A 17,535-nucleotide genomic window follows, 5' to 3' on the forward strand; every position below is an offset into this window, starting at 1 on the left:
GTATTAGGCACGCCGCCAGCGTTCATCCTGAGCCAGGATCAAACTCTCCAATAAAGTTAGTTTGTCTAGCATCTAAAATAAAAATTGACGTTTCACGTTGTTTGTTTCGTTCAGTTTTCAAAGAACTACTTGGTCGCTCATTTGCGACTTCCTTATGTTAACATTTTCGTTTTTCGATGTCAACTAAGTTTTTCAATTTCTTTTTTGTCGTTTTCTGCGTTTCCGCATCAGCGACGGTTATTAATATATCATGGTGAAAAATGAAATGCAACACCTTTTATAAACTTTTTTTAAAACTGCCCACATTTCTTTTTTTATATCATATACTTAAACGAAATATCTCTTTCATGTATGAGCAATTCCTACATATATTTTATATAAAGTTACTCTATCAAAAGACGTTTCTTTCTATAATAAGCGTTTTATTCATATAGCATACAAGGAGGAATATATATGGACTATACCGATTTATTAATCAAACTAGGTCTCTCGGCTATTTTAGGATTTGCCATTGGTTTAGAACGCGAATTAAAACGGAAACCACTTGGTTTAAAAACGTGTTTAGTTATTTCTATTATTAGTTGCCTCCTAACGATTGTTTCTATTAAAGCAGCTTATAACTTACCACATACCGATCATATGAATATGGATCCACTTCGACTTGCCGCTCAAATTGTATCAGGAATTGGTTTTTTAGGTGCTGGCGTAATTTTAAGAAGAGGCAACGATAGCATTGCAGGGCTCACGACTGCCGCTATGATCTGGGGTGCTTCTGGTATTGGTATTGCTGTTGGGGCCGGATTCTATATTGAAGCGATATTCGGAATGTGTTTCCTTATGATTAGTGTCGAACTTATACCACTCGCAATGAAATATGTAGGCCCTAGATCATTTCGTCAACGTGATATCGCTGTGAAACTTGTTGTACGAAATATGGACAATATCCCAATCGTAATTGAAGAAATAAAAGAAATGGATATAAAAGTTAAGAATATGAAGCTTAAAACATTAGAAAACGGTTCTCACTATTTACATCTTAAACTGTCCATTGATCAAAAAAGACATACCGCTGATGTTTACTATGCTCTCCAGCATCTTGAAAGTGTCCAACAAACTGAAGTGGAAAGTATGTAACGTAAAACAAACTCTCTTTAATTAGAGAGTTTTTCTTTTTTCTATAATGGCAACAATGAATGTAGTCCTACAAAGTAAGGAGGAATAGGCAATTGAAATCCCGTCCGAATTTAGTAGATACATTTCGTGATTCCATTATTTTTCGTTTAATTTGTTTTATTATTGTACTGACTGCTTTTTCCGGTTTTCTTATACATAGATTAGAACCTTTTCATTTCACTACATGGTTTGACGGAATTTGGTGGTCAATCGTTACCATTTTTACAGTTGGATATGGCGACTTTGCTCCCCATACGACGATAGGAAAACTAATAGGTATAAGTATTATTTTATTAGGAACTGGCTTTTGTTCTTATTATATGGTGCTGTTTGCTACTGAAATGATTAATAAACAATATATGAAAATTAAAGGTGAAGAAGCCGCTACTTCTAACGGTCATATGATTATCGTTGGCTGGAATGAGCGCGCAAAACATGTTGTAAAGCAAATGCACGTATTACAACCAAACCTTGATATCGTTTTAATTGATGAAACACTTTCTTTACTCCCAAAACCATTTCATCATTTAGAATTTATAAAAGGTTGTCCGCATCACGATCAAACTTTATTAAAGGCTAATATTGCAACGGCACACACCATATTAATAACAGCTGATAAAGAAAAAAACGAAAGCTTAGCGGATACACAGTCCATTTTAAATATTTTAACTGCAAAAGGGCTCAACCCAAACATTCACTGCATCGCTGAACTTCTTACTTCTGAACAAATACAAAATGCAACGAGAGCTGGCGTGTCAGAAATTATAGAAGGAAATAAATTAACGAGCTATGTATTTACCGCTTCTCTTTTATTCCCTTCCATTTCAGGTGTACTATTTTCACTTTACGACGAAATCTCTGATAATAAATTACAACTGATGGAGCTTCCATCGTCCTGCACCGGACAAACTTTTGCCAATTGTAGCTATACTCTTTTAAAGCAAAACATTCTCTTACTAGGTATAAAGCGCGACGAACAATATATGATTAATCCAGTTCATTCCTTTGTTCTCATTGAAAGCGATATACTCATTGTTATTCACCATTAGTAAAATGACGCTCTAATTCTTGCATGAGCACTTTCCCAATATTGATATATTTTCTTTTCACATCTCCATCTGGATCTTTCGGCTCAGCAAATTGATCGATTCCACTTGTTCCAGCTGTTAAAGTATTCACATTATCATCTAGTTCGTCTTGATATACGTGCGAAAGAATATACGGCGTTCCAAGACGAACTATTACGCCTGGTACATCTAGTTCTCCATCAATGGCTGTAAATGGAACTCGTAAAAATTGATACCCATCTTCTTCATCGATTTTGTAATCGAAGCATCCTTTATCATAATCCCAATTACCACCAATGCTATATCCAAGTGGTTTCATAATCTCTTCTAACTTATATAACGCATATGTACGTCCTTCTAAATTTGATTGAATCGGAATCAAGCCCATCCCTCCTAGACTTTTCCTTTAGCATACCCACTTTAGTTTGAATATACTGATGGACTTTTCGATAAAATAATAAAAAGCGACCGGATTCCGGTCGCTTTTTATTATTTTAAACGCTCTTCTAATTCTGCTTTTAATTCTTCAAATCCTGGTTTACCAAGTAAAGCAAACATGTTTTTCTTATATGCTTCTACTCCAGGTTGGTCAAATGGATTCACGCCTAATAAGTAGCCGCTCATCGCACATGCTTTTTCGAAGAAGTATACAAGGTAACCGAATGTGTACTCATTTAATTCAGGAATATTGACGATTAAGTTTGGTACTCCCCCGTCGCTATGTGCAAGTAATGTACCTTCGTATGCTTTTGTGTTTACGAAGTCTACAGTTTCACCAGCAAGGTAGTTTAATCCGTCTAAATCGTTTTCTTCTGATTCAATTGTTAGTTCATGTGTAGATTTACCTACTTTAAGGACTGTTTCAAATAAGTCACGACGACCTTCTTGAACGTATTGACCTAATGAGTGTAAATCAGTTGAGAAGTTTGCTGAAGATGGGAAAATACCTTTTTGATCTTTTCCTTCACTTTCACCAAATAACTGTTTCCACCACTCAGCGAAGTATTGAAGTGCTGGTTCATAGTTAACAAGCATTTCAATTGTTTTTCCTTTATTGTATAAAGCGTTACGAACTACTGCATATTGGTAAGCTGGATTTTCTTCTAGTTCTGATGTTCCGAAGTCATCACGACCAGCAGCTGCACCTTTCATCATCTCTTCAATATTTAAGCCACTTACTGCGATTGGTAATAAACCAACTGGCGTTAATACAGAGAAACGACCTCCAACATCATCTGGAATAACAAATGTTTCGTAACCTTCGTTATCAGCTAATGTTTTTAATGCACCACGCGCTTTATCTGTAGTTGCATAAATACGTTTGCGAGCTTCTTCTTTTCCATACTTTTCTTCTAATAACTTACGGAAGATACGGAATGCTAGTGCTGGCTCTGTTGTTGTACCTGATTTGGAAATAACGTTAATAGAGAAGTCTTTACCTTCTAATACGTCCATTAAATCTTTCATGTAAGTGGAGCTAATGTTTTGTCCAACAAATAGCACTTGTGGAGTTTTACGTTGTTCTTTAGAAAGCGTGTTGTAGAAAGAATGGTTTAACATTTCGATTGCTGCACGTGCTCCTAAGTAAGAACCACCGATACCTACAACAAGTAAAATGTCAGAGTCATTTTTAATTTTTTCTGCGCATTTTTGAATGCGAGCAAATTCTTCTTTGTCATATTGAAGCGGAAGGTCTACCCACCCAAGGAAATCGTTCCCAGCTCCAGTTTTTTCGTGGATTGCGTGATGTGTTACTTTCACTGCATCACGTAAATAAGTGATTTCATGTTCACCGATGAAGGATAACGCTTTAGAATAGTCGAACGTTACATGTGTACTCATCTTTTTCCCTCCAATTATGGATATGTATTTCTGTATTCACTTTAGCGAAACTGAAGTTGTAAATCAAGCGATTCAAACATTGTAAACGTAACCAATATATATTTTTTAGAAAAAGTTCATTTTTTGCATAAAAATTCGCATTTTTCGGTATAGATGTATATACATCTTCTTTCAAACATTTTTTATGTATAAAAACAACATAACTACCCCATTCTATAAAAGAGTTAATTAACTCATCGCTTGCTCATGCTTCACAATTAAGGGGGGCTTTTTCATGAGTACTTTACAACGTATCGCATTAGTCTTTACTGTAATTGGCGCTGTGAACTGGGGACTAATCGGGTTTTTCCAGTTTGACTTAGTAGCAGCCATTTTCGGTGGACAAAATTCAGCTCTTGCACGTATTATTTACGGCATCGTTGGTATATCTGGGCTTATCAACCTTGGTTTACTGTTTAAACCATCTGAAAATCTTGGTACGCACCCAGAAACAAACGAAATTCGATAATCAGTATGTCCTTTCACCTCCGACATACGAATATGATTGCATGCAATCATATTTGCAAATATATATCATAAGATAAAGTAAAAGAGGAACGCTCATATGCGTTCCTCTTTTACTTTGTTAACTCGGACTCTTCAATCCATTCTGCCAACTTTTCTCGCAGCGTATTAAATCCGTTTTCAGATGGATTCGGTATAAGAATCCTTCCTTGTTTTCTTTTCGCCGCTTTTAACGATAAACTCATTTTTCTGTGCTCTTCATCAATTGAAAGTACCTTTACTTCTACTGTATCGCCGACCTTTAAAAAGTCATGAATATCCTTTACATATCCATTTGTAATTTCAGATATATGCACAAGCCCTTGTGTTTCTGCATCTAACGCTACAAACGCACCGTAATCTTGAATTCCAGTCACTTTCCCTGTTACAACCACTCCTGTTGTATATTGTTCTGACATATGAAACACTCCCATACGTTTACCATTCTCTCTACAATTATAGAGAGCAAAGCAGATATATTTATTTTAAATATCCGATTGGTTAGTACGCATTCTAGATAACGTTATCTAGAATGCGTATACCTTATATTAGTAAATTATACCACTATGACAGAACTCATTCAAAATTCATGAAAAATTTCCCTTAAGGAAGTATAATTATCCAATATTGGGATAGACTACTAACACATGGCTTTCTAGTATTCCCCCCCTTTTATGGACAAAACGTATTACGTTTTGTCCTTTTTTTATTCTCTACAAACCGTTCCATTCTCTTCATTGCTTCCATAAGTTGTTCAAGCGATGTTGCATAAGAACAACGAATAAAACCTTCACCACTTTCGCCAAATACGCTACCAGGGACAACAGCCACTTTTTCTTCCAGCAATAACTGTTCTGCAAATTCCGCTGAAGATAATCCTGTTGAAGATATAGAAGGGAAAACATAAAATGCTCCGCCTGGCACATGACACGTTAAGCCCATTTCATTGAAAGATGTCGTCATGAAGTTACGACGCTTCTTATAACTATCTCTCATCCGAATTACTTCATCATTCCCCGCACGTAACGCTTCAAGTGCTGCGAACTGAGACATCGTCGGTGCACACATCATGGAATACTGATGGATTTTGAGCATTAATTCTGAAAATTGAACAGGAGCTGCAATCATACCGAGACGCCATCCTGTCATCGCAAACCCTTTTGAAAATCCCGAAATTAAAATCGTATGCTCACGCATATTTTTAATACTCGCGAAACTTGTATATACTTCGTCGTATACAAGCTCTGCATAAATTTCATCAGATAATACAATTAGATTGTACTTCTCAACAATCACTGCTATTTCTTCAAGCTCGGATTTATTTAGCATTGCACCTGTCGGGTTATTTGGTGAACAAAGCAAAATCGCCTTTGTTTTCGCTGTAATAGCTGCTTCAATTTGTTCTGGTAGTACTTTAAACTCATTTTCTAAAGTAGTCGCCACAGGAACTGGAACTCCTCCAGCTAATGTCACAAGTGGTGCATAAGAAACGAAGCTTGGTTCAATAATGAGCACTTCATCATCAGGATTTATAATGGCGCGCATCGCTACATCTAACGCCTGGCTCGCTCCAACTGTAACAATGATTTCATCACTTGGGTCATAAGATACTGCAAATTGTTTTTTTAGATACTTTGCTATTTCTTGACGGAGCTCTAATAATCCTGCATTTGCTGTATATGACGTATACCCTTGTTCCAAAGAACGAATACATGCTTGCCTTACATTCCAAGGGGTAACAAAATCTGGCTCTCCTACCCCGAGGGAAATAACACCTTTCATATTTGCTGCTAAATCAAAAAATTTTCGAATACCAGATGGTTTTAAAGATTCTGCTGATCTAGATAGTTCAAATTGCTTCATGGTGTCACCACAATTCGCTTATCATCATCGTCTTTTTCATAAATAACACCCTCATGTTTATACTTCTTCAAAATGAAATGAGTAGTTGTAGAAACGACAGATTCAATTGTTGCTAATTTCTCAGAAACAAACATCGCTACTTCCCCCATCGTTTTCCCTTCTAATGTAATAGAAAGATCATATGTCCCTGACATTAAATAAACGGATTTCACTTCTGAATAACGATAAATTTGCTCAGCAACCGCATCAAACCCAACGCCGTGCTTTGGCGTAACTTTCACATCGATCATTGCCGTTAAACCTGTATGTTCTTTCACTTTCGTCCAATCGATATGTGTTACATAATCCACAATAATCTTTTCATTTTCTAATCTCGCAACCATCTTCTTTACTTCTTCTACTTCTATATTTAACAGCTTCGCTAATGTATCTACAGATAATCGACTACTCTTTTCAAGACAAGCTAATAATTCTAATTCTTTTTCTGTCACCATATAAATCATCCTTCCTTTTCGTTTGTGTCTAAATTATACAAATACCCTTTCAAGTTTGAAAAGAAGATTTTTCTATTGAATTATGTCAAAATAAAGTGAAACTTTAATCAGCGGAAAAATGCGGGATAAAGCGAAAGGGGATGGAACCGTGAAACCAAAAGTTTATATTGCTGAACCAGTTCCAACATTTGTAGAAAACTATTTATCAGAACACTGTGATTATGAAAAATGGGATCAAAATGAGAAAGTACCTCGTGATATTCTATTAGAGAAAATACAAGATAAAGATGGGTTATTAAATTTCGGATCTGCTATTAATGAAGAATTACTGACAGTAGCTCCTAACTTAAAAGTAGTGAGCAACATTTCTGTCGGTTACGATAATTTTGATTTACAAGCGATGAAAAACCGAAATGTTATCGGAACAAATACACCATACGTATTAGATGATACAGTAGCTGATCTCGTTTTCGCCCTTATGCTATCAGCTGGGCGCCGCGTTTGCGAACTCGATTCTTACGTGAAAAATGGTGAATGGAACGCTGAAATCGGAAAAGAACACTTCGGACTAGATGTACACCATAGCACAATTGGTATTATCGGTATGGGCCGAATTGGAGAAGCCGTTGCAAAACGAGCAAAATTCGGATTTGATATGAATGTTCTTTACTATAACCGCCGTCGTAAAGAAGAAGCTGAACAAAAATTCGATGCTACATATTGTGATTTACAGACGCTACTGAATCAGTCTGACTTTATTGTTCTTCTTACTCCATTAACAGATGAAACATATCACCTTATCGGAGAAAAGGAATTTTCATTAATGAAAGACACAGCAATCTTCATTAATGCTTCTCGCGGCAAAACAGTAGATGAAAAAGCGTTAATCCATGCTTTAACAGAAAAGAAAATCTTTGCAGCAGGTATCGATACATTTACACAAGAGCCGATTCAAAAAGATAATCCACTCTTATCATTACAAAATGTTGTGACTTTACCACATATCGGATCTGCAACATTAAAAACTCGTCAGCAAATGGCCATGACCGCCGCTGAAAATTTAGTTGCAGGGTTACAAGGAAAAACACCGCCTAATATTGTTCGCGGGTAATACTGAATAAACGAAAGGCAAGATGACATCGTCATCTTGCCTTTTTTTGTTAACATATTTTCTTCTTCCTTGGAGATGATATGAACAAAAATCAATGGAGTGACAAAAAATGAATCATAAATATACTTGTCCTTATTTCACTTTTTCCACTCGCGGCACTACTGTTCATTACGAATTGTATGAACATGATAATAAAACAGAACGTCCTACTTTCATACTCGTTCACGGCTTTTTATCTTCCTCATTCAGTTACCGCCGTCTAATTCCTTTACTATCGAAGGAAGGAACAGTCATTGCTCTTGATTTGCCACCGTTCGGAAAAAGTGATAAGTCTCATCTGTTTAAGTATTCTTATCACAATTTAGCAACGATTATTATTGATTTAATTGAACATTTATCTCTCTCAAACATTGTATTAGTTGGGCATTCTATGGGTGGGCAAATTTCTCTCTATGTAAACCGTATACGTCCTGAACTCATTTCAAAGACGATTTTACTATGTAGCTCGAGCTATTTAGCGCGCGCAACCTTACCTTTACTATACTCTTCTTATTTACCGTTCTTTCATTTATACGTAAAGAACTGGATTATAAGGCGCGGCATTGTTCATAACTTAATGAATGTCGTTCATGATCACTCATTAATTGACGATGAAATGAAAAAAGGTTACTCCGCTCCTTTTTATGACGACCGTATATTTCCCGCTTTAACTCGCATGATACGAGACCGTGAAGGTGACTTATCTTCAACTGAATTACAAAAAATCGAAACACCTATCCTACTCATTTGGGGGGAAAAAGACCGCATCGTCCCTGTACATGTAGGTCATCGTCTACACAAAGATTTACCGAATTCAAAATTTATTTCTTACGAAAATACAGGACATTTACTACCTGAAGAAAAGCCTGAACATGTTTATGAAGAAATTATCGCTTTTTCCGCGCAATAAAATGAAACTTTAATCAGCCTCCACCTAACTTCTTTGCTTCCGCTAAATTTTGAGTTGAAGGTCTTACTACCCAGCAAATAGCGGGATAATATAAAAAAGGCTGTCGGAAATCCCGACAGCCTATAATGAACAGCTTCCGCCTTCTTTTATTACAAGTAATTCCACAGCTAATTTCTCACATTTTTCAAGCGCAGGTACTTCCTCGAAAGACATAAAGTATATATGTTGAATCTTCTTTGCGATATATTTTGGATCGTCAAACACACTTATGACGCTCACAACATCGCTCGCTTCTGTTTCATAAAACTCCGGTCCCATTTGAAACGGATCCCAATTCTTCACAACCTCTATCATCTTTTCATATGTACCCATTCGCTTCCCGCCTTTTCACTTTTTAATACTTTTCTTTATCCTATCACATCAGCTATTCTATAAGAAGAGAGAGAACTTTCATAACTTATTGGTTTTACAGAAGAAGGGAGCAAACTTATGCAACTATTTCATAAAGCAATCAATCGACGTGGAACGCATAGTATAAAATGGGATACATATAAAAACGAAGAACTTATCCATGCTTGGATTGCTGATATGGATTTTGAAGTACCAAAACCAATTCAAACTGCCTTAAAACAACGAATCGAACATCCGATTTTTGGCTATACACTTCCTCCCGAAAATATTGGAGATATTATTTGTAACTGGACAAAACAACAATACAACTGGGATATTCAAAAAGAATGGATTGTCTTTAGCGCCGGAATCGTTCCAGCTCTTAGTACGAGCATACAGGCTTTCACCAAAGAAAACGAATCTGTTCTCGTACAACCACCTATTTATCCTCCATTTTTCGAAATGGTCACAACAAACAACAGGCAGTTATGCGTGAGTCCATTACAGAAACAAAATGATACATATGTGATAGACTTCAAGCATTTAGAAAAGCAGTTTCAGCAAGGCATCAAACTCTTGCTTCTTTGTAGCCCTCATAACCCAATCGGACGCGTTTGGACGAAAGAGGAACTTGTGCAGCTCGGATCGTTATGTACTAAATATGACGTAATCGTTGTGGCGGATGAAATTCATTCCGATATCATTTATGCAGACCATACACATACACCGTTCGCTTCCTTATCTGAAGAATTAGCAGAGCGCACTATCACTTGCATGGCTCCAAGTAAAACATTTAATATCGCTGGATTACAAGCGTCGATCATTATCATTCCAAACGAAAAGCTCCGTCATGCCTTTACAGCTATCCAGTATAGACAAGGCTTCCACGGGTTAAATATCTTCGCTTATACAGCGATGCAAAGCGCCTATACAGAATGTAATGATTGGCTAAACGAAATTCGATTATATATAGAAGATAATGCTCAATTTGCTTGTGAATATATTAAAACTCACATACCTGCTCTTTCCGTAACGAAGCCAGAAGGTAGCTTTTTATTATGGATTGATTGTTCTCGTCTAAAGCTTTCTCAAAACGAGCGTACCGCACTACTTGAGGAAAAAGGAAAAATCATCGTTGAACCTGGTGAGAAATACGGGTTAGGTGGCGAAGAACATATTCGAATTAACATCGGCTGTCCACGATCTGTTTTAGAAGAAATTTTAAACAGACTGCGTCATACGTTTTCATAATAAGAAAGGAGTCTGTCCCGAATCATTCTTGGACAGACTCCTTTGTCATATTTTGTCGGTAAGTCGATATATTCCAATAATCGCTGATATATTTTCAATTACATTTCACAAAGAAAGCTACCATTCACGGTAGCTTTTACTTTTTCTTCATATCCGATGCTTTTTTTACAATTACGCCACAAGCAATTCGATCCCCTGATTTACCTGTCGGTTGAGTCATACCATCATCAGGGTTTTCTGTAATAATAATAGACGCTCCATCTTTTCTATGAATCGTCGTTTTCCCTTCTTCAAGTGTAATGTGAGGTGCATCGATTTCTGCTTTAATCTTTCCAGAACCATCTGCAACTACGTTCGGTAAATCACCGTTTTCTGCACCCTTCGGATTAAGGAGTCCATGCTTTTTATTATCAGGATTAAAATGATTCCCAGATGATTCAAATCGTGGTGCTTTACACTCACCAATTTCGTGCACATGTATGCCGTGCGGGCCTGGCGTGAAACCTTCCCCTTTAATCTTAATTTTCACTCCGCTTGTTTGCTGAACTACTTTCGCAGTCCCTACTTCATCTCCTGAAGCATTATGTAATTTCACGTCAATTTCTTTCGGCTTTCCTTGGTCACAACCTGCCATCAGAAATAATGAACAACAACTGAAAAAAAGCCGTTTCTTCATTCTATTCCCTCCAAAATATATTCTGCCCTTAGATTGTCCGAGCATAGAGGGAAACATACAAAAATGCGTTACTGTTTCTTTTCAGCTAATAGTTTTTCTTCAACTTTCTGTAATCGGTCTGCTTCTCTTTTTGATATACGAATAAACATGCGCCACGTGGCAATAGCACCGATAATAAATAGAACACAAACAATCCCTGGAATAATATATTCTGTTTTATCTTCCGGAAAATATAAAGGCATCATATAGAACACTCCTTATTATAGGATTTATAAAACATCAGAATTTTCTGTCATATCATTTTAAATTATAGTGCAACCTCCCCATATTCTCAAGGGGCGTTCTGAAAACGAAGGATTTCTTTGACTCCTTCCCTCACTTTCCTTACTATAAACTTGAGGTGAAAAATATGAGAGAAACATTTGAAATTGGTGAAATCGTTACTGGTATTTATAAAACAGGAAAATACATTGGCGAGGTTACAAATAGCCGCCCTGGCAGTTACGTCGTAAAAGTATTAGCTGTTTTAAAACATCCGGTGCAAGGTGACTTACATAACGTAAAACAAGCTGACGTACCATTTTTCCACGAAAGACGTGCTTTAGCTTTTCGTGAGCAAACGAACATTCCAGAACAAATGGTGAAGAAATATGAAGGAGAAATTCCGGATTATACAGATTCACTAAAATTAGCATTAGAAACTCAAATGAATTCATTTTCTGAAGATGATTCACCTTTTGCGATTCGTAGTCTAGACACATTAGAGCAATTAAAGAAAGACTACAAACTCTAAAAAACAAAACGACCAAATTACATAATGTGCAATTTGGTCGTTACTGTGTGCTCACTTTCTTTAACACTTTTGAAAAATCAACAAGTTCTCCTAATGTTGGAGGTGCTGGTTTTACTAAATACTCTTTATCTTTTTCTACTAGTTTAAAAATGTTGTACGTCGTCATTGCATCATCAAGCGCACAATGATGCTTCCCTGTCCCTACTTTTCCATACGCCTCAATTGCTTTCCATAATCCTGTTTGATTTCTTTCTCCAAAAAACTTCTTATACTCAAGCGATAAATCACGACACTGTCCGAAGAATGGAAAAGCTATCCCTGCCATTTCACAATTATGCTTCAGCACTTTCATATCCATATTTCCCCACGTTACAATTGTCGGTTTACATTTCGTTTCGTATTCTGAAAGCTTCTTAACGAGTTCAGGAAATGAAATCCCTTTATCCACGACTTCTTGTTTTATTCCTAAAAACTTCTTACATCGATCCGTTAAAGAGGGAAATGTTTTCGGCCTGACATGTGATGAATACGTATCTTCTACCTTACAGCCAGCAACTGAAACGAGTCCTACCTCAATAATCTCTGGAAAAAATCCTTTCGGTTTCTTTCTATGCTGGGGCATCGTAAACTCAAAGTCTAAAAATAAAAATCGTTGTTCATCCATACGATCCCTTCCTTATCATTTTTGTCATTCCTTTCTATTTGACACTCCTACACGAACAAGCTCGAATGCTAATTCCATTTTAAATATTCAGATTGGATGTATCTTATATATATGTCAAATGCCCACAAATATTTTAAAAAATAAGAAAAAATGACCTATGCAGAAAATATGACAAAATCTCTCCTTTCATTTACATCCGCCATTTTCCTACTTTATAATGACGTTATGTGTGTTTCTTCTAGAGCATTTTTGACACACTAAGAAAAAGTGAATGAAAGGAGATGAGATTTTTGCACGAAACAACGCAAGAACTCGCTAACTGGCAGTATTATTTTGCTATCGCAGTCTTTTTAATTACATATGCCATTATTATTTCTGAAAAAATTAATCGCGCTGTCATCGCACTTCTTGGTGCAGCACTCATGGTAATTGTGGGGGTCGTCGATTTACATAACGCCTTTACGAAACATATTGAATGGGGAACGATTACGCTACTCATCGGTATGATGATTTTGGTGAACATTACGAGTAAATCAGGTGTCTTCCAATACGTTGCCATTAAAGCAGCAAAAGGGGCACAAGGAAATCCAATTAAAATTTTAATTTCACTTTCCTTACTTACCGCGCTTGGCTCCGCATTTTTAGATAACGTTACAACTGTACTTCTTGTTGTTCCAGTTACTTTATCTATTACGCGCATACTGCAAGTAAATCCTGTTCCTTATTTACTTTCTGAAATTATTTTTTCAAACATTGGAGGAACAGCAACATTAATTGGTGATCCACCTAACATTATGATTGGTTCTGCAAATAAGCATTTAGACTTCAATGCTTTCCTATTGAATCTAGCACCAATTGTAATTATTATTATTGCAGTTACAGCGATAATACTTTACTTCATGTATCGCAAACAATTAATTGCCGATCCTGTACAAGTTAAAAAATTAATGAGCTTAGATGAAAAACAATACATTAAAGACCCAGTATTAATGAAAAAATCTTTAACGGTACTTGGACTTACGATTGTAGGTTTCATGACTCATTCTATTTTCCATATCGATGCCGCTATTATCGCCTTAACTGGTGCTACTGTACTTATGTTAATTGGTGTGAAAGAGCATGAAATTGAAGAAGTATTTGCAAGCGTAGAGTGGGTAACAATCTTCTTCTTCGCAGGGTTATTCGTACTTGTTGGAGGACTTATCGATATCGGTCTTATCAAAATGTTAGCTCAAAAAGTAATTGGTATAACAGGCGGAGATATTTCTTACGCATCCATCCTTATTTTATGGGTATCTGGTATCGCCTCTGCAACAATTGATAACATCCCATTCGTCGCAACAATGATTCCACTTATTAACGATATGGCAGTTGGGCTAGGCTTATCACCATCTGACGCACAAATCGATGTATTATGGTGGGCATTAGCACTAGGTGCTTGTCTGGGCGGAAACGGAACATTAATCGGAGCTTCTGCTAACGTAATCGTTGCAGGTATCGCGAGCCGCGAAGGACATAAATTTAGTTACATGGACTTCCTAAAAGTCGGTTTCCCAATTATGATCGTTTCATTAATCATTTCTCACATTTATATTTATTTACGCTACCTTATGTAGTAGAAAAAGCGCTCTGATAATCAGGGCGCTTTTTTACTTATAGCTACTTATCAACAAAAATGAAAAATCTACTCTTTATATCTCACCGGTTCATTTCGAATAATAAATAAGTGAATCGGTAAGAACACCGAAAATGTGATTACGTGAATAATCGTAAATAATATAGAGTTCGTTCCGTATCTGTCTAAAATAGCGTAGATAAGATAAATGGACAATACAATCGATACAGCTGTTGCTAGTAAACTTATAATTGGTACGAAATTAAAAATGAAACATGCAACATATATGCCGAATACTTTCCACCCTGCTTCTTCTTTCAAAAAATCTGGTAATTTATCTTTCGCTAAGTCCCCCCACGTCTTACTATTCAAAAACGGAATAAACGCAAGCACCCCGTCCGTTGCACCATCATTTTTCGCCATCGAATAAAGTGCAAAAGCCGTTAACAAATATGAAATAATTGCCCAAATCAATATAACAAGAATAAACGCAAAACTAAGAGCAAAGAAACCTGCTAGTACGCCTTGATCCTCCATCTTATCCTCTCCTCTCTACTTTCAACATATTTCATTACATTGCAAGTTATGTTTTAAAATTTATCCAAACTCTTTGTATAATAAGAGAAGAAAGAAAATAAGAGAGGAGAAACACGTATGCATCCATTTGTAAAAGCATTACAAGAGCATTTTACAGCTCATCAAAATCTTGAAAAAGCAGAACCTATGGCTCGTTATATGAAAAATCACTTCCCATTTCTAGGTATTCAAACACCGGAAAGACGCCAATTATTAAAAGACATCATTCAAATACATACTCTCCCAGATAAAAGAGACTTCCAAATTATCGTACGTGAACTTTGGGACTTACCAGAACGTGAATTCCAAGCGGCTGCACTTGATATTATGCAAAAATATAAAAAGCATATAAACGAAACACATATCCCCTTCTTAGAAGAATTGATTGTAACAAAATCTTGGTGGGACACTGTCGATAGCATCGTACCTACATTTTTAGGTAATATCTTTTTACAACATCCAGAATTGATTTCTGCCTATATCCCAAAATGGATTGCATCAGATAACATTTGGTTACAACGTGCCACTATTTTATTCCAACTCAAATATAAACAAAAGATGGATGAAGAACTTCTTTTCTGGATTATTGGACAACTACATTCTTCAAAAGAATTTTTCATTCAAAAAGCAATTGGCTGGGTCCTTCGTGAATATGCAAAAACAAATCAGGATGTAGTTTGGGAATACGTGCAAAACAATGAGCTCGCTCCATTAAGTAAGCGCGAAGCAATTAAGCATATTAAACAAAATTACCGAATAAATAATGAAAAAATAGGCGAGACTCTATCATAGATAGACGCGTTCCTCTATTGAGATTTAAAAAAGAACGTGTTAGAATATGTTCATTATTATTAATATAAGTAGCGATGACGGACTTATAAGTACTTGCATAAAAAGCGATTCAGGGATAGTGAAAGCCTGAAGACGCAAGGAAACGGCAGTCTCGAGCAATACATGATAAAGTGGATGCACCTTTTGTGTATCAACTAGGGTGGAACCGCGGGCAAACGCTCGTCCCTAGGCAAATAAGCCTTGGGATGAGCGTTTTTTTATGTTCTTTTTAACATATACTGCCCGTTTCCAAAGTATCAGAGTATGTCATCGCCAATACGTTAACTTTCAAAAGGAGGATTTTCTTATGTATTCAATGGAACAAGTTGTAAACTTAGCGAAACATCGCGGTTTTGTTTTCCCTGGTTCTGAAATTTACGGTGGTCTTGCAAACACTTGGGATTACGGTCCACTTGGAATCGAATTAAAAAATAATGTTAAAAAAGCTTGGTGGAAAAAATTCATTCAAGAATCTCCACACAACGTTGGTTTAGACGCAGCTATTTTAATGAACCCTAAAACTTGGATCGCTTCTGGTCACGTTGGTAACTTCAACGATCCAATGATCGACTGTAAAAAATGTAAAGCTCGTCACCGTGCTGACAAATTAATTGAGGATGCTTTAGATGCAAAAGGCATCGAAATGGTTGTTGACGGTCTTACTTTCGACCAAATGGCTGACTTAATGAAAGAGCATGAAGTAAAATGTCCTGATTGCGGTAGTGAAGAATTTACTGAAATCCGTCAGTTCAACTTAATGTTCAAAACATTCCAAGGTGTTACAGAGTCTAGCACAAACGAAATCTTCCTTCGTCCTGAAACAGCACAAGGTATTTTCGTAAACTTCAAAAACGTTCAACGCTCTATGCGTAAAAAGCTTCCATTTGGTATCGGCCAAATCGGTAAGAGTTTCCGTAACGAAATCACACCTGGTAACTTCACATTCCGTACACGTGAATTTGAACAAATGGAACTTGAATTCTTCTGTAAGCCTGGTGAAGATTTAGAGTGGTTCGCATTCTGGCGTGAAACTTGTAAAAACTGGTTACTTTCACTTGGTATGTCTGAAGAGAGCATGCGTCTTCGTGACCACGGTGAAGAAGAGTTATCTCACTACAGTAATGCAACAACTGACATTGAATTCAAATTCCCATTCGGTTGGGGCGAACTTTGGGGCGTTGCATCTCGTACAGACTTCGACTTAAAACGTCACATGGAACACTCAAACGAAGACTTTAACTATATCGATCCACAAACGAATGAGCGTTACGTACCATACTGCATCGAGCCATCTTTAGGCGCAGACCGCGTAACATTAGCATTCTTATGTGATGCATATGAAGAAGAGCAATTAGAAAACGATTCTCGTACAGTTCTTCGTTTCCACCCTGCTTTAGCACCATACAAAGCAGCTATCTTACCATTATCTAAAAAGCTATCTGAAGGTGCTACTGAAGTATTCGCAGAATTAGCTAAAGACTTCATGGTAGACTTTGATGAAACTGGTTCTATCGGTAAGCGTTACCGTCGTCAAGACGAAATCGGTACACCATTCTGTATCACATACGACTTCGACTCAGTTGAAGACAAAGCTGTTACAGTACGTGACCGTGACACAATGGAACAAGTTCGTATGCCAATTAGCGAACTAAAAGGTTTCTTAGAGAAGAAAATCCAGTTCTAATTATAAGAAAAAG

20 protein-coding genes are annotated in these 17,535 nt (G+C 36.7%); 10 read left to right on the forward strand and 10 right to left on the reverse strand.

Annotated features, from left to right (window positions below):
• Positions 1–453 precede the first annotated feature (453 nt).
• Both ACTFR8_RS19975 and ACTFR8_RS19980 read left to right on the forward strand, forming a co-directional pair.
• Positions 454–1,134 carry an MgtC/SapB family protein gene (locus tag ACTFR8_RS19975; protein ID WP_000386676.1) on the forward strand — a complete coding sequence of 227 codons (681 nt, stop codon included), beginning with the start codon at positions 454–456 and terminating at the stop codon, positions 1,132–1,134.
• Positions 1,135–1,226: 92 nt separating this feature from the next.
• The gene (locus ACTFR8_RS19980; RefSeq protein WP_000842320.1) at positions 1,227–2,222 is read left to right on the forward strand and encodes a potassium channel family protein; all 996 of its coding nucleotides are present in this window, start codon (positions 1,227–1,229) and stop codon (positions 2,220–2,222) included.
• On the opposite strand, the gene ACTFR8_RS19985 is transcribed toward ACTFR8_RS19980, so the two are convergent.
• Both ACTFR8_RS19985 and ACTFR8_RS19990 read right to left on the reverse strand, forming a co-directional pair.
• Positions 2,209–2,622: a YugN-like family protein gene (locus tag ACTFR8_RS19985; protein WP_030029036.1), complete on the reverse strand. Its 414-nt coding sequence runs from the start codon at positions 2,620–2,622 to the stop codon at positions 2,209–2,211. The genes ACTFR8_RS19980 and ACTFR8_RS19985 overlap by 14 nt on opposite strands.
• A 107-nt stretch (positions 2,623–2,729) precedes the next feature.
• The gene (locus ACTFR8_RS19990; protein WP_000103658.1) at positions 2,730–4,082 is read right to left on the reverse strand and encodes a glucose-6-phosphate isomerase; all 1,353 of its coding nucleotides are present in this window, start codon (positions 4,080–4,082) and stop codon (positions 2,730–2,732) included.
• A 274-nt stretch (positions 4,083–4,356) separates the two neighbouring features.
• Here ACTFR8_RS19990 and ACTFR8_RS19995 point away from each other — a divergent pair, with 274 nt between their 5' ends.
• A complete protein-coding gene (locus tag ACTFR8_RS19995; protein ID WP_000105788.1) occupies positions 4,357–4,590 on the forward strand; it encodes a DUF378 domain-containing protein in 234 nt (77 codons plus the stop codon).
• A 109-nt stretch (positions 4,591–4,699) separates the two neighbouring features.
• On the opposite strand, the gene yugI is transcribed toward ACTFR8_RS19995, so the two are convergent.
• The 3 genes from yugI to ACTFR8_RS20010 all read right to left on the reverse strand — a co-directional run bounded on the left by yugI (position 4,700) and on the right by ACTFR8_RS20010 (position 6,982).
• Positions 4,700–5,044, reverse strand: a complete 345-nt coding sequence (yugI, locus tag ACTFR8_RS20000; RefSeq protein WP_000003764.1) for a S1 domain-containing post-transcriptional regulator GSP13 — start codon at positions 5,042–5,044, stop codon at positions 4,700–4,702.
• A gap of 253 nt (positions 5,045–5,297) precedes the next feature.
• Positions 5,298–6,488 (reverse strand): aminotransferase, encoded by a 1,191-nt coding sequence (locus ACTFR8_RS20005; protein ID WP_000808524.1) that lies wholly within the window; start codon positions 6,486–6,488, stop codon positions 5,298–5,300.
• On the reverse strand, positions 6,485–6,982 hold the full coding sequence (locus ACTFR8_RS20010) for an Lrp/AsnC family transcriptional regulator (protein ID WP_000255696.1): 498 nt from the start codon (positions 6,980–6,982) through the stop codon (positions 6,485–6,487). The genes ACTFR8_RS20005 and ACTFR8_RS20010 overlap by 4 nt, the downstream gene beginning before the upstream one ends.
• A gap of 118 nt (positions 6,983–7,100) precedes the next feature.
• Here ACTFR8_RS20010 and ACTFR8_RS20015 point away from each other — a divergent pair, with 118 nt between their 5' ends.
• Complete coding sequence (locus tag ACTFR8_RS20015; RefSeq protein ID WP_002005894.1) at positions 7,101–8,093, forward strand: 2-hydroxyacid dehydrogenase; 993 nt, start codon at positions 7,101–7,103, stop codon at positions 8,091–8,093.
• A 109-nt stretch (positions 8,094–8,202) separates the two neighbouring features.
• Complete coding sequence (locus ACTFR8_RS20020; protein WP_252209717.1) at positions 8,203–9,042, forward strand: alpha/beta fold hydrolase; 840 nt, start codon at positions 8,203–8,205, stop codon at positions 9,040–9,042.
• 120 nt (positions 9,043–9,162) lie between these two features.
• On the opposite strand, the gene ACTFR8_RS20025 is transcribed toward ACTFR8_RS20020, so the two are convergent.
• Positions 9,163–9,414: a YugE family protein gene (locus ACTFR8_RS20025; protein ID WP_000537645.1), complete on the reverse strand. Its 252-nt coding sequence runs from the start codon at positions 9,412–9,414 to the stop codon at positions 9,163–9,165.
• A 117-nt stretch (positions 9,415–9,531) separates the two neighbouring features.
• On the opposite strand from ACTFR8_RS20025, the gene ACTFR8_RS20030 reads away from it, so the two are divergent.
• Positions 9,532–10,683, forward strand: a complete 1,152-nt coding sequence (locus tag ACTFR8_RS20030; RefSeq protein ID WP_001175817.1) for a MalY/PatB family protein — start codon at positions 9,532–9,534, stop codon at positions 10,681–10,683.
• Positions 10,684–10,819: 136 nt separating this feature from the next.
• Here the strand turns inward: ACTFR8_RS20030 and sodC are convergent, their stop codons facing one another.
• Both sodC and ACTFR8_RS20040 read right to left on the reverse strand, forming a co-directional pair.
• A complete protein-coding gene (gene sodC, locus ACTFR8_RS20035; protein ID WP_100619774.1) occupies positions 10,820–11,359 on the reverse strand; it encodes a superoxide dismutase [Cu-Zn] in 540 nt (179 codons plus the stop codon).
• Positions 11,360–11,427: 68 nt separating this feature from the next.
• Complete coding sequence (locus tag ACTFR8_RS20040; protein WP_000982755.1) at positions 11,428–11,604, reverse strand: hypothetical protein; 177 nt, start codon at positions 11,602–11,604, stop codon at positions 11,428–11,430.
• A 164-nt stretch (positions 11,605–11,768) separates the two neighbouring features.
• Here ACTFR8_RS20040 and ACTFR8_RS20045 point away from each other — a divergent pair, with 164 nt between their 5' ends.
• A complete protein-coding gene (locus ACTFR8_RS20045; RefSeq protein ID WP_098939924.1) occupies positions 11,769–12,152 on the forward strand; it encodes a kinase-associated lipoprotein B in 384 nt (127 codons plus the stop codon).
• A gap of 40 nt (positions 12,153–12,192) precedes the next feature.
• On the opposite strand, the gene kapD is transcribed toward ACTFR8_RS20045, so the two are convergent.
• Positions 12,193–12,816, reverse strand: coding sequence for a 3'-5' exonuclease KapD (kapD, locus tag ACTFR8_RS20050; protein WP_000344358.1), 624 nt, complete (start codon positions 12,814–12,816; stop codon positions 12,193–12,195).
• 290 nt (positions 12,817–13,106) lie between these two features.
• Here kapD and ACTFR8_RS20055 point away from each other — a divergent pair, with 290 nt between their 5' ends.
• Positions 13,107–14,432, forward strand: coding sequence for an ArsB/NhaD family transporter (locus ACTFR8_RS20055; protein ID WP_000545231.1), 1,326 nt, complete (start codon positions 13,107–13,109; stop codon positions 14,430–14,432).
• Between the two features lie 68 nt (positions 14,433–14,500).
• On the opposite strand, the gene ACTFR8_RS20060 is transcribed toward ACTFR8_RS20055, so the two are convergent.
• Positions 14,501–14,968 carry a hypothetical protein gene (locus ACTFR8_RS20060; protein ID WP_000390061.1) on the reverse strand — a complete coding sequence of 156 codons (468 nt, stop codon included), beginning with the start codon at positions 14,966–14,968 and terminating at the stop codon, positions 14,501–14,503.
• Positions 14,969–15,085: 117 nt separating this feature from the next.
• Here ACTFR8_RS20060 and ACTFR8_RS20065 point away from each other — a divergent pair, with 117 nt between their 5' ends.
• Complete coding sequence (locus tag ACTFR8_RS20065) at positions 15,086–15,799, forward strand: DNA alkylation repair protein (protein ID WP_000553304.1); 714 nt, start codon at positions 15,086–15,088, stop codon at positions 15,797–15,799.
• A 346-nt stretch (positions 15,800–16,145) separates the two neighbouring features.
• On the forward strand, positions 16,146–17,522 hold the full coding sequence (locus tag ACTFR8_RS20070; RefSeq protein WP_000287147.1) for a glycine--tRNA ligase: 1,377 nt from the start codon (positions 16,146–16,148) through the stop codon (positions 17,520–17,522).
• The last annotated feature ends 13 nt before the right edge of the window (positions 17,523–17,535 follow it).

Source organism: Bacillus cereus group sp. MYBK15-3 (assembly GCF_051916765.1).
Lineage (GTDB): Bacteria > Bacillota > Bacilli > Bacillales > Bacillaceae_G > Bacillus_A > Bacillus_A cereus.

What these genes read in the sequence shown, in the direction of transcription:
- ACTFR8_RS20070 (WP_000287147.1), top strand. Translation starts at nt 16,146, where the DNA reads ATGTATTCAATGGAACAAGTTGTAAACTTAGCGAAACATCGCGGTTTT.
- ACTFR8_RS19990 (WP_000103658.1), bottom strand. Translation starts at nt 4,082, where the DNA reads ATGAGTACACATGTAACGTTCGACTATTCTAAAGCGTTATCCTTCATC.
- ACTFR8_RS20045 (WP_098939924.1), top strand. Translation starts at nt 11,769, where the DNA reads ATGAGAGAAACATTTGAAATTGGTGAAATCGTTACTGGTATTTATAAA.
- ACTFR8_RS19975 (WP_000386676.1), top strand. Translation starts at nt 454, where the DNA reads ATGGACTATACCGATTTATTAATCAAACTAGGTCTCTCGGCTATTTTA.
- yugI (WP_000003764.1), bottom strand. Translation starts at nt 5,044, where the DNA reads ATGTCAGAACAATATACAACAGGAGTGGTTGTAACAGGGAAAGTGACT.
- ACTFR8_RS20005 (WP_000808524.1), bottom strand. Translation starts at nt 6,488, where the DNA reads ATGAAGCAATTTGAACTATCTAGATCAGCAGAATCTTTAAAACCATCT.
- sodC (WP_100619774.1), bottom strand. Translation starts at nt 11,359, where the DNA reads ATGAAGAAACGGCTTTTTTTCAGTTGTTGTTCATTATTTCTGATGGCA.
- ACTFR8_RS20025 (WP_000537645.1), bottom strand. Translation starts at nt 9,414, where the DNA reads ATGGGTACATATGAAAAGATGATAGAGGTTGTGAAGAATTGGGATCCG.
- ACTFR8_RS19995 (WP_000105788.1), top strand. Translation starts at nt 4,357, where the DNA reads ATGAGTACTTTACAACGTATCGCATTAGTCTTTACTGTAATTGGCGCT.
- ACTFR8_RS20020 (WP_252209717.1), top strand. Translation starts at nt 8,203, where the DNA reads ATGAATCATAAATATACTTGTCCTTATTTCACTTTTTCCACTCGCGGC.
- ACTFR8_RS20040 (WP_000982755.1), bottom strand. Translation starts at nt 11,604, where the DNA reads ATGATGCCTTTATATTTTCCGGAAGATAAAACAGAATATATTATTCCA.
- ACTFR8_RS20060 (WP_000390061.1), bottom strand. Translation starts at nt 14,968, where the DNA reads ATGGAGGATCAAGGCGTACTAGCAGGTTTCTTTGCTCTTAGTTTTGCG.
- kapD (WP_000344358.1), bottom strand. Translation starts at nt 12,816, where the DNA reads ATGGATGAACAACGATTTTTATTTTTAGACTTTGAGTTTACGATGCCC.
- ACTFR8_RS20065 (WP_000553304.1), top strand. Translation starts at nt 15,086, where the DNA reads ATGCATCCATTTGTAAAAGCATTACAAGAGCATTTTACAGCTCATCAA.
- ACTFR8_RS20015 (WP_002005894.1), top strand. Translation starts at nt 7,101, where the DNA reads ATGCGGGATAAAGCGAAAGGGGATGGAACCGTGAAACCAAAAGTTTAT.
- ACTFR8_RS20030 (WP_001175817.1), top strand. Translation starts at nt 9,532, where the DNA reads ATGCAACTATTTCATAAAGCAATCAATCGACGTGGAACGCATAGTATA.
- ACTFR8_RS20010 (WP_000255696.1), bottom strand. Translation starts at nt 6,982, where the DNA reads ATGGTGACAGAAAAAGAATTAGAATTATTAGCTTGTCTTGAAAAGAGT.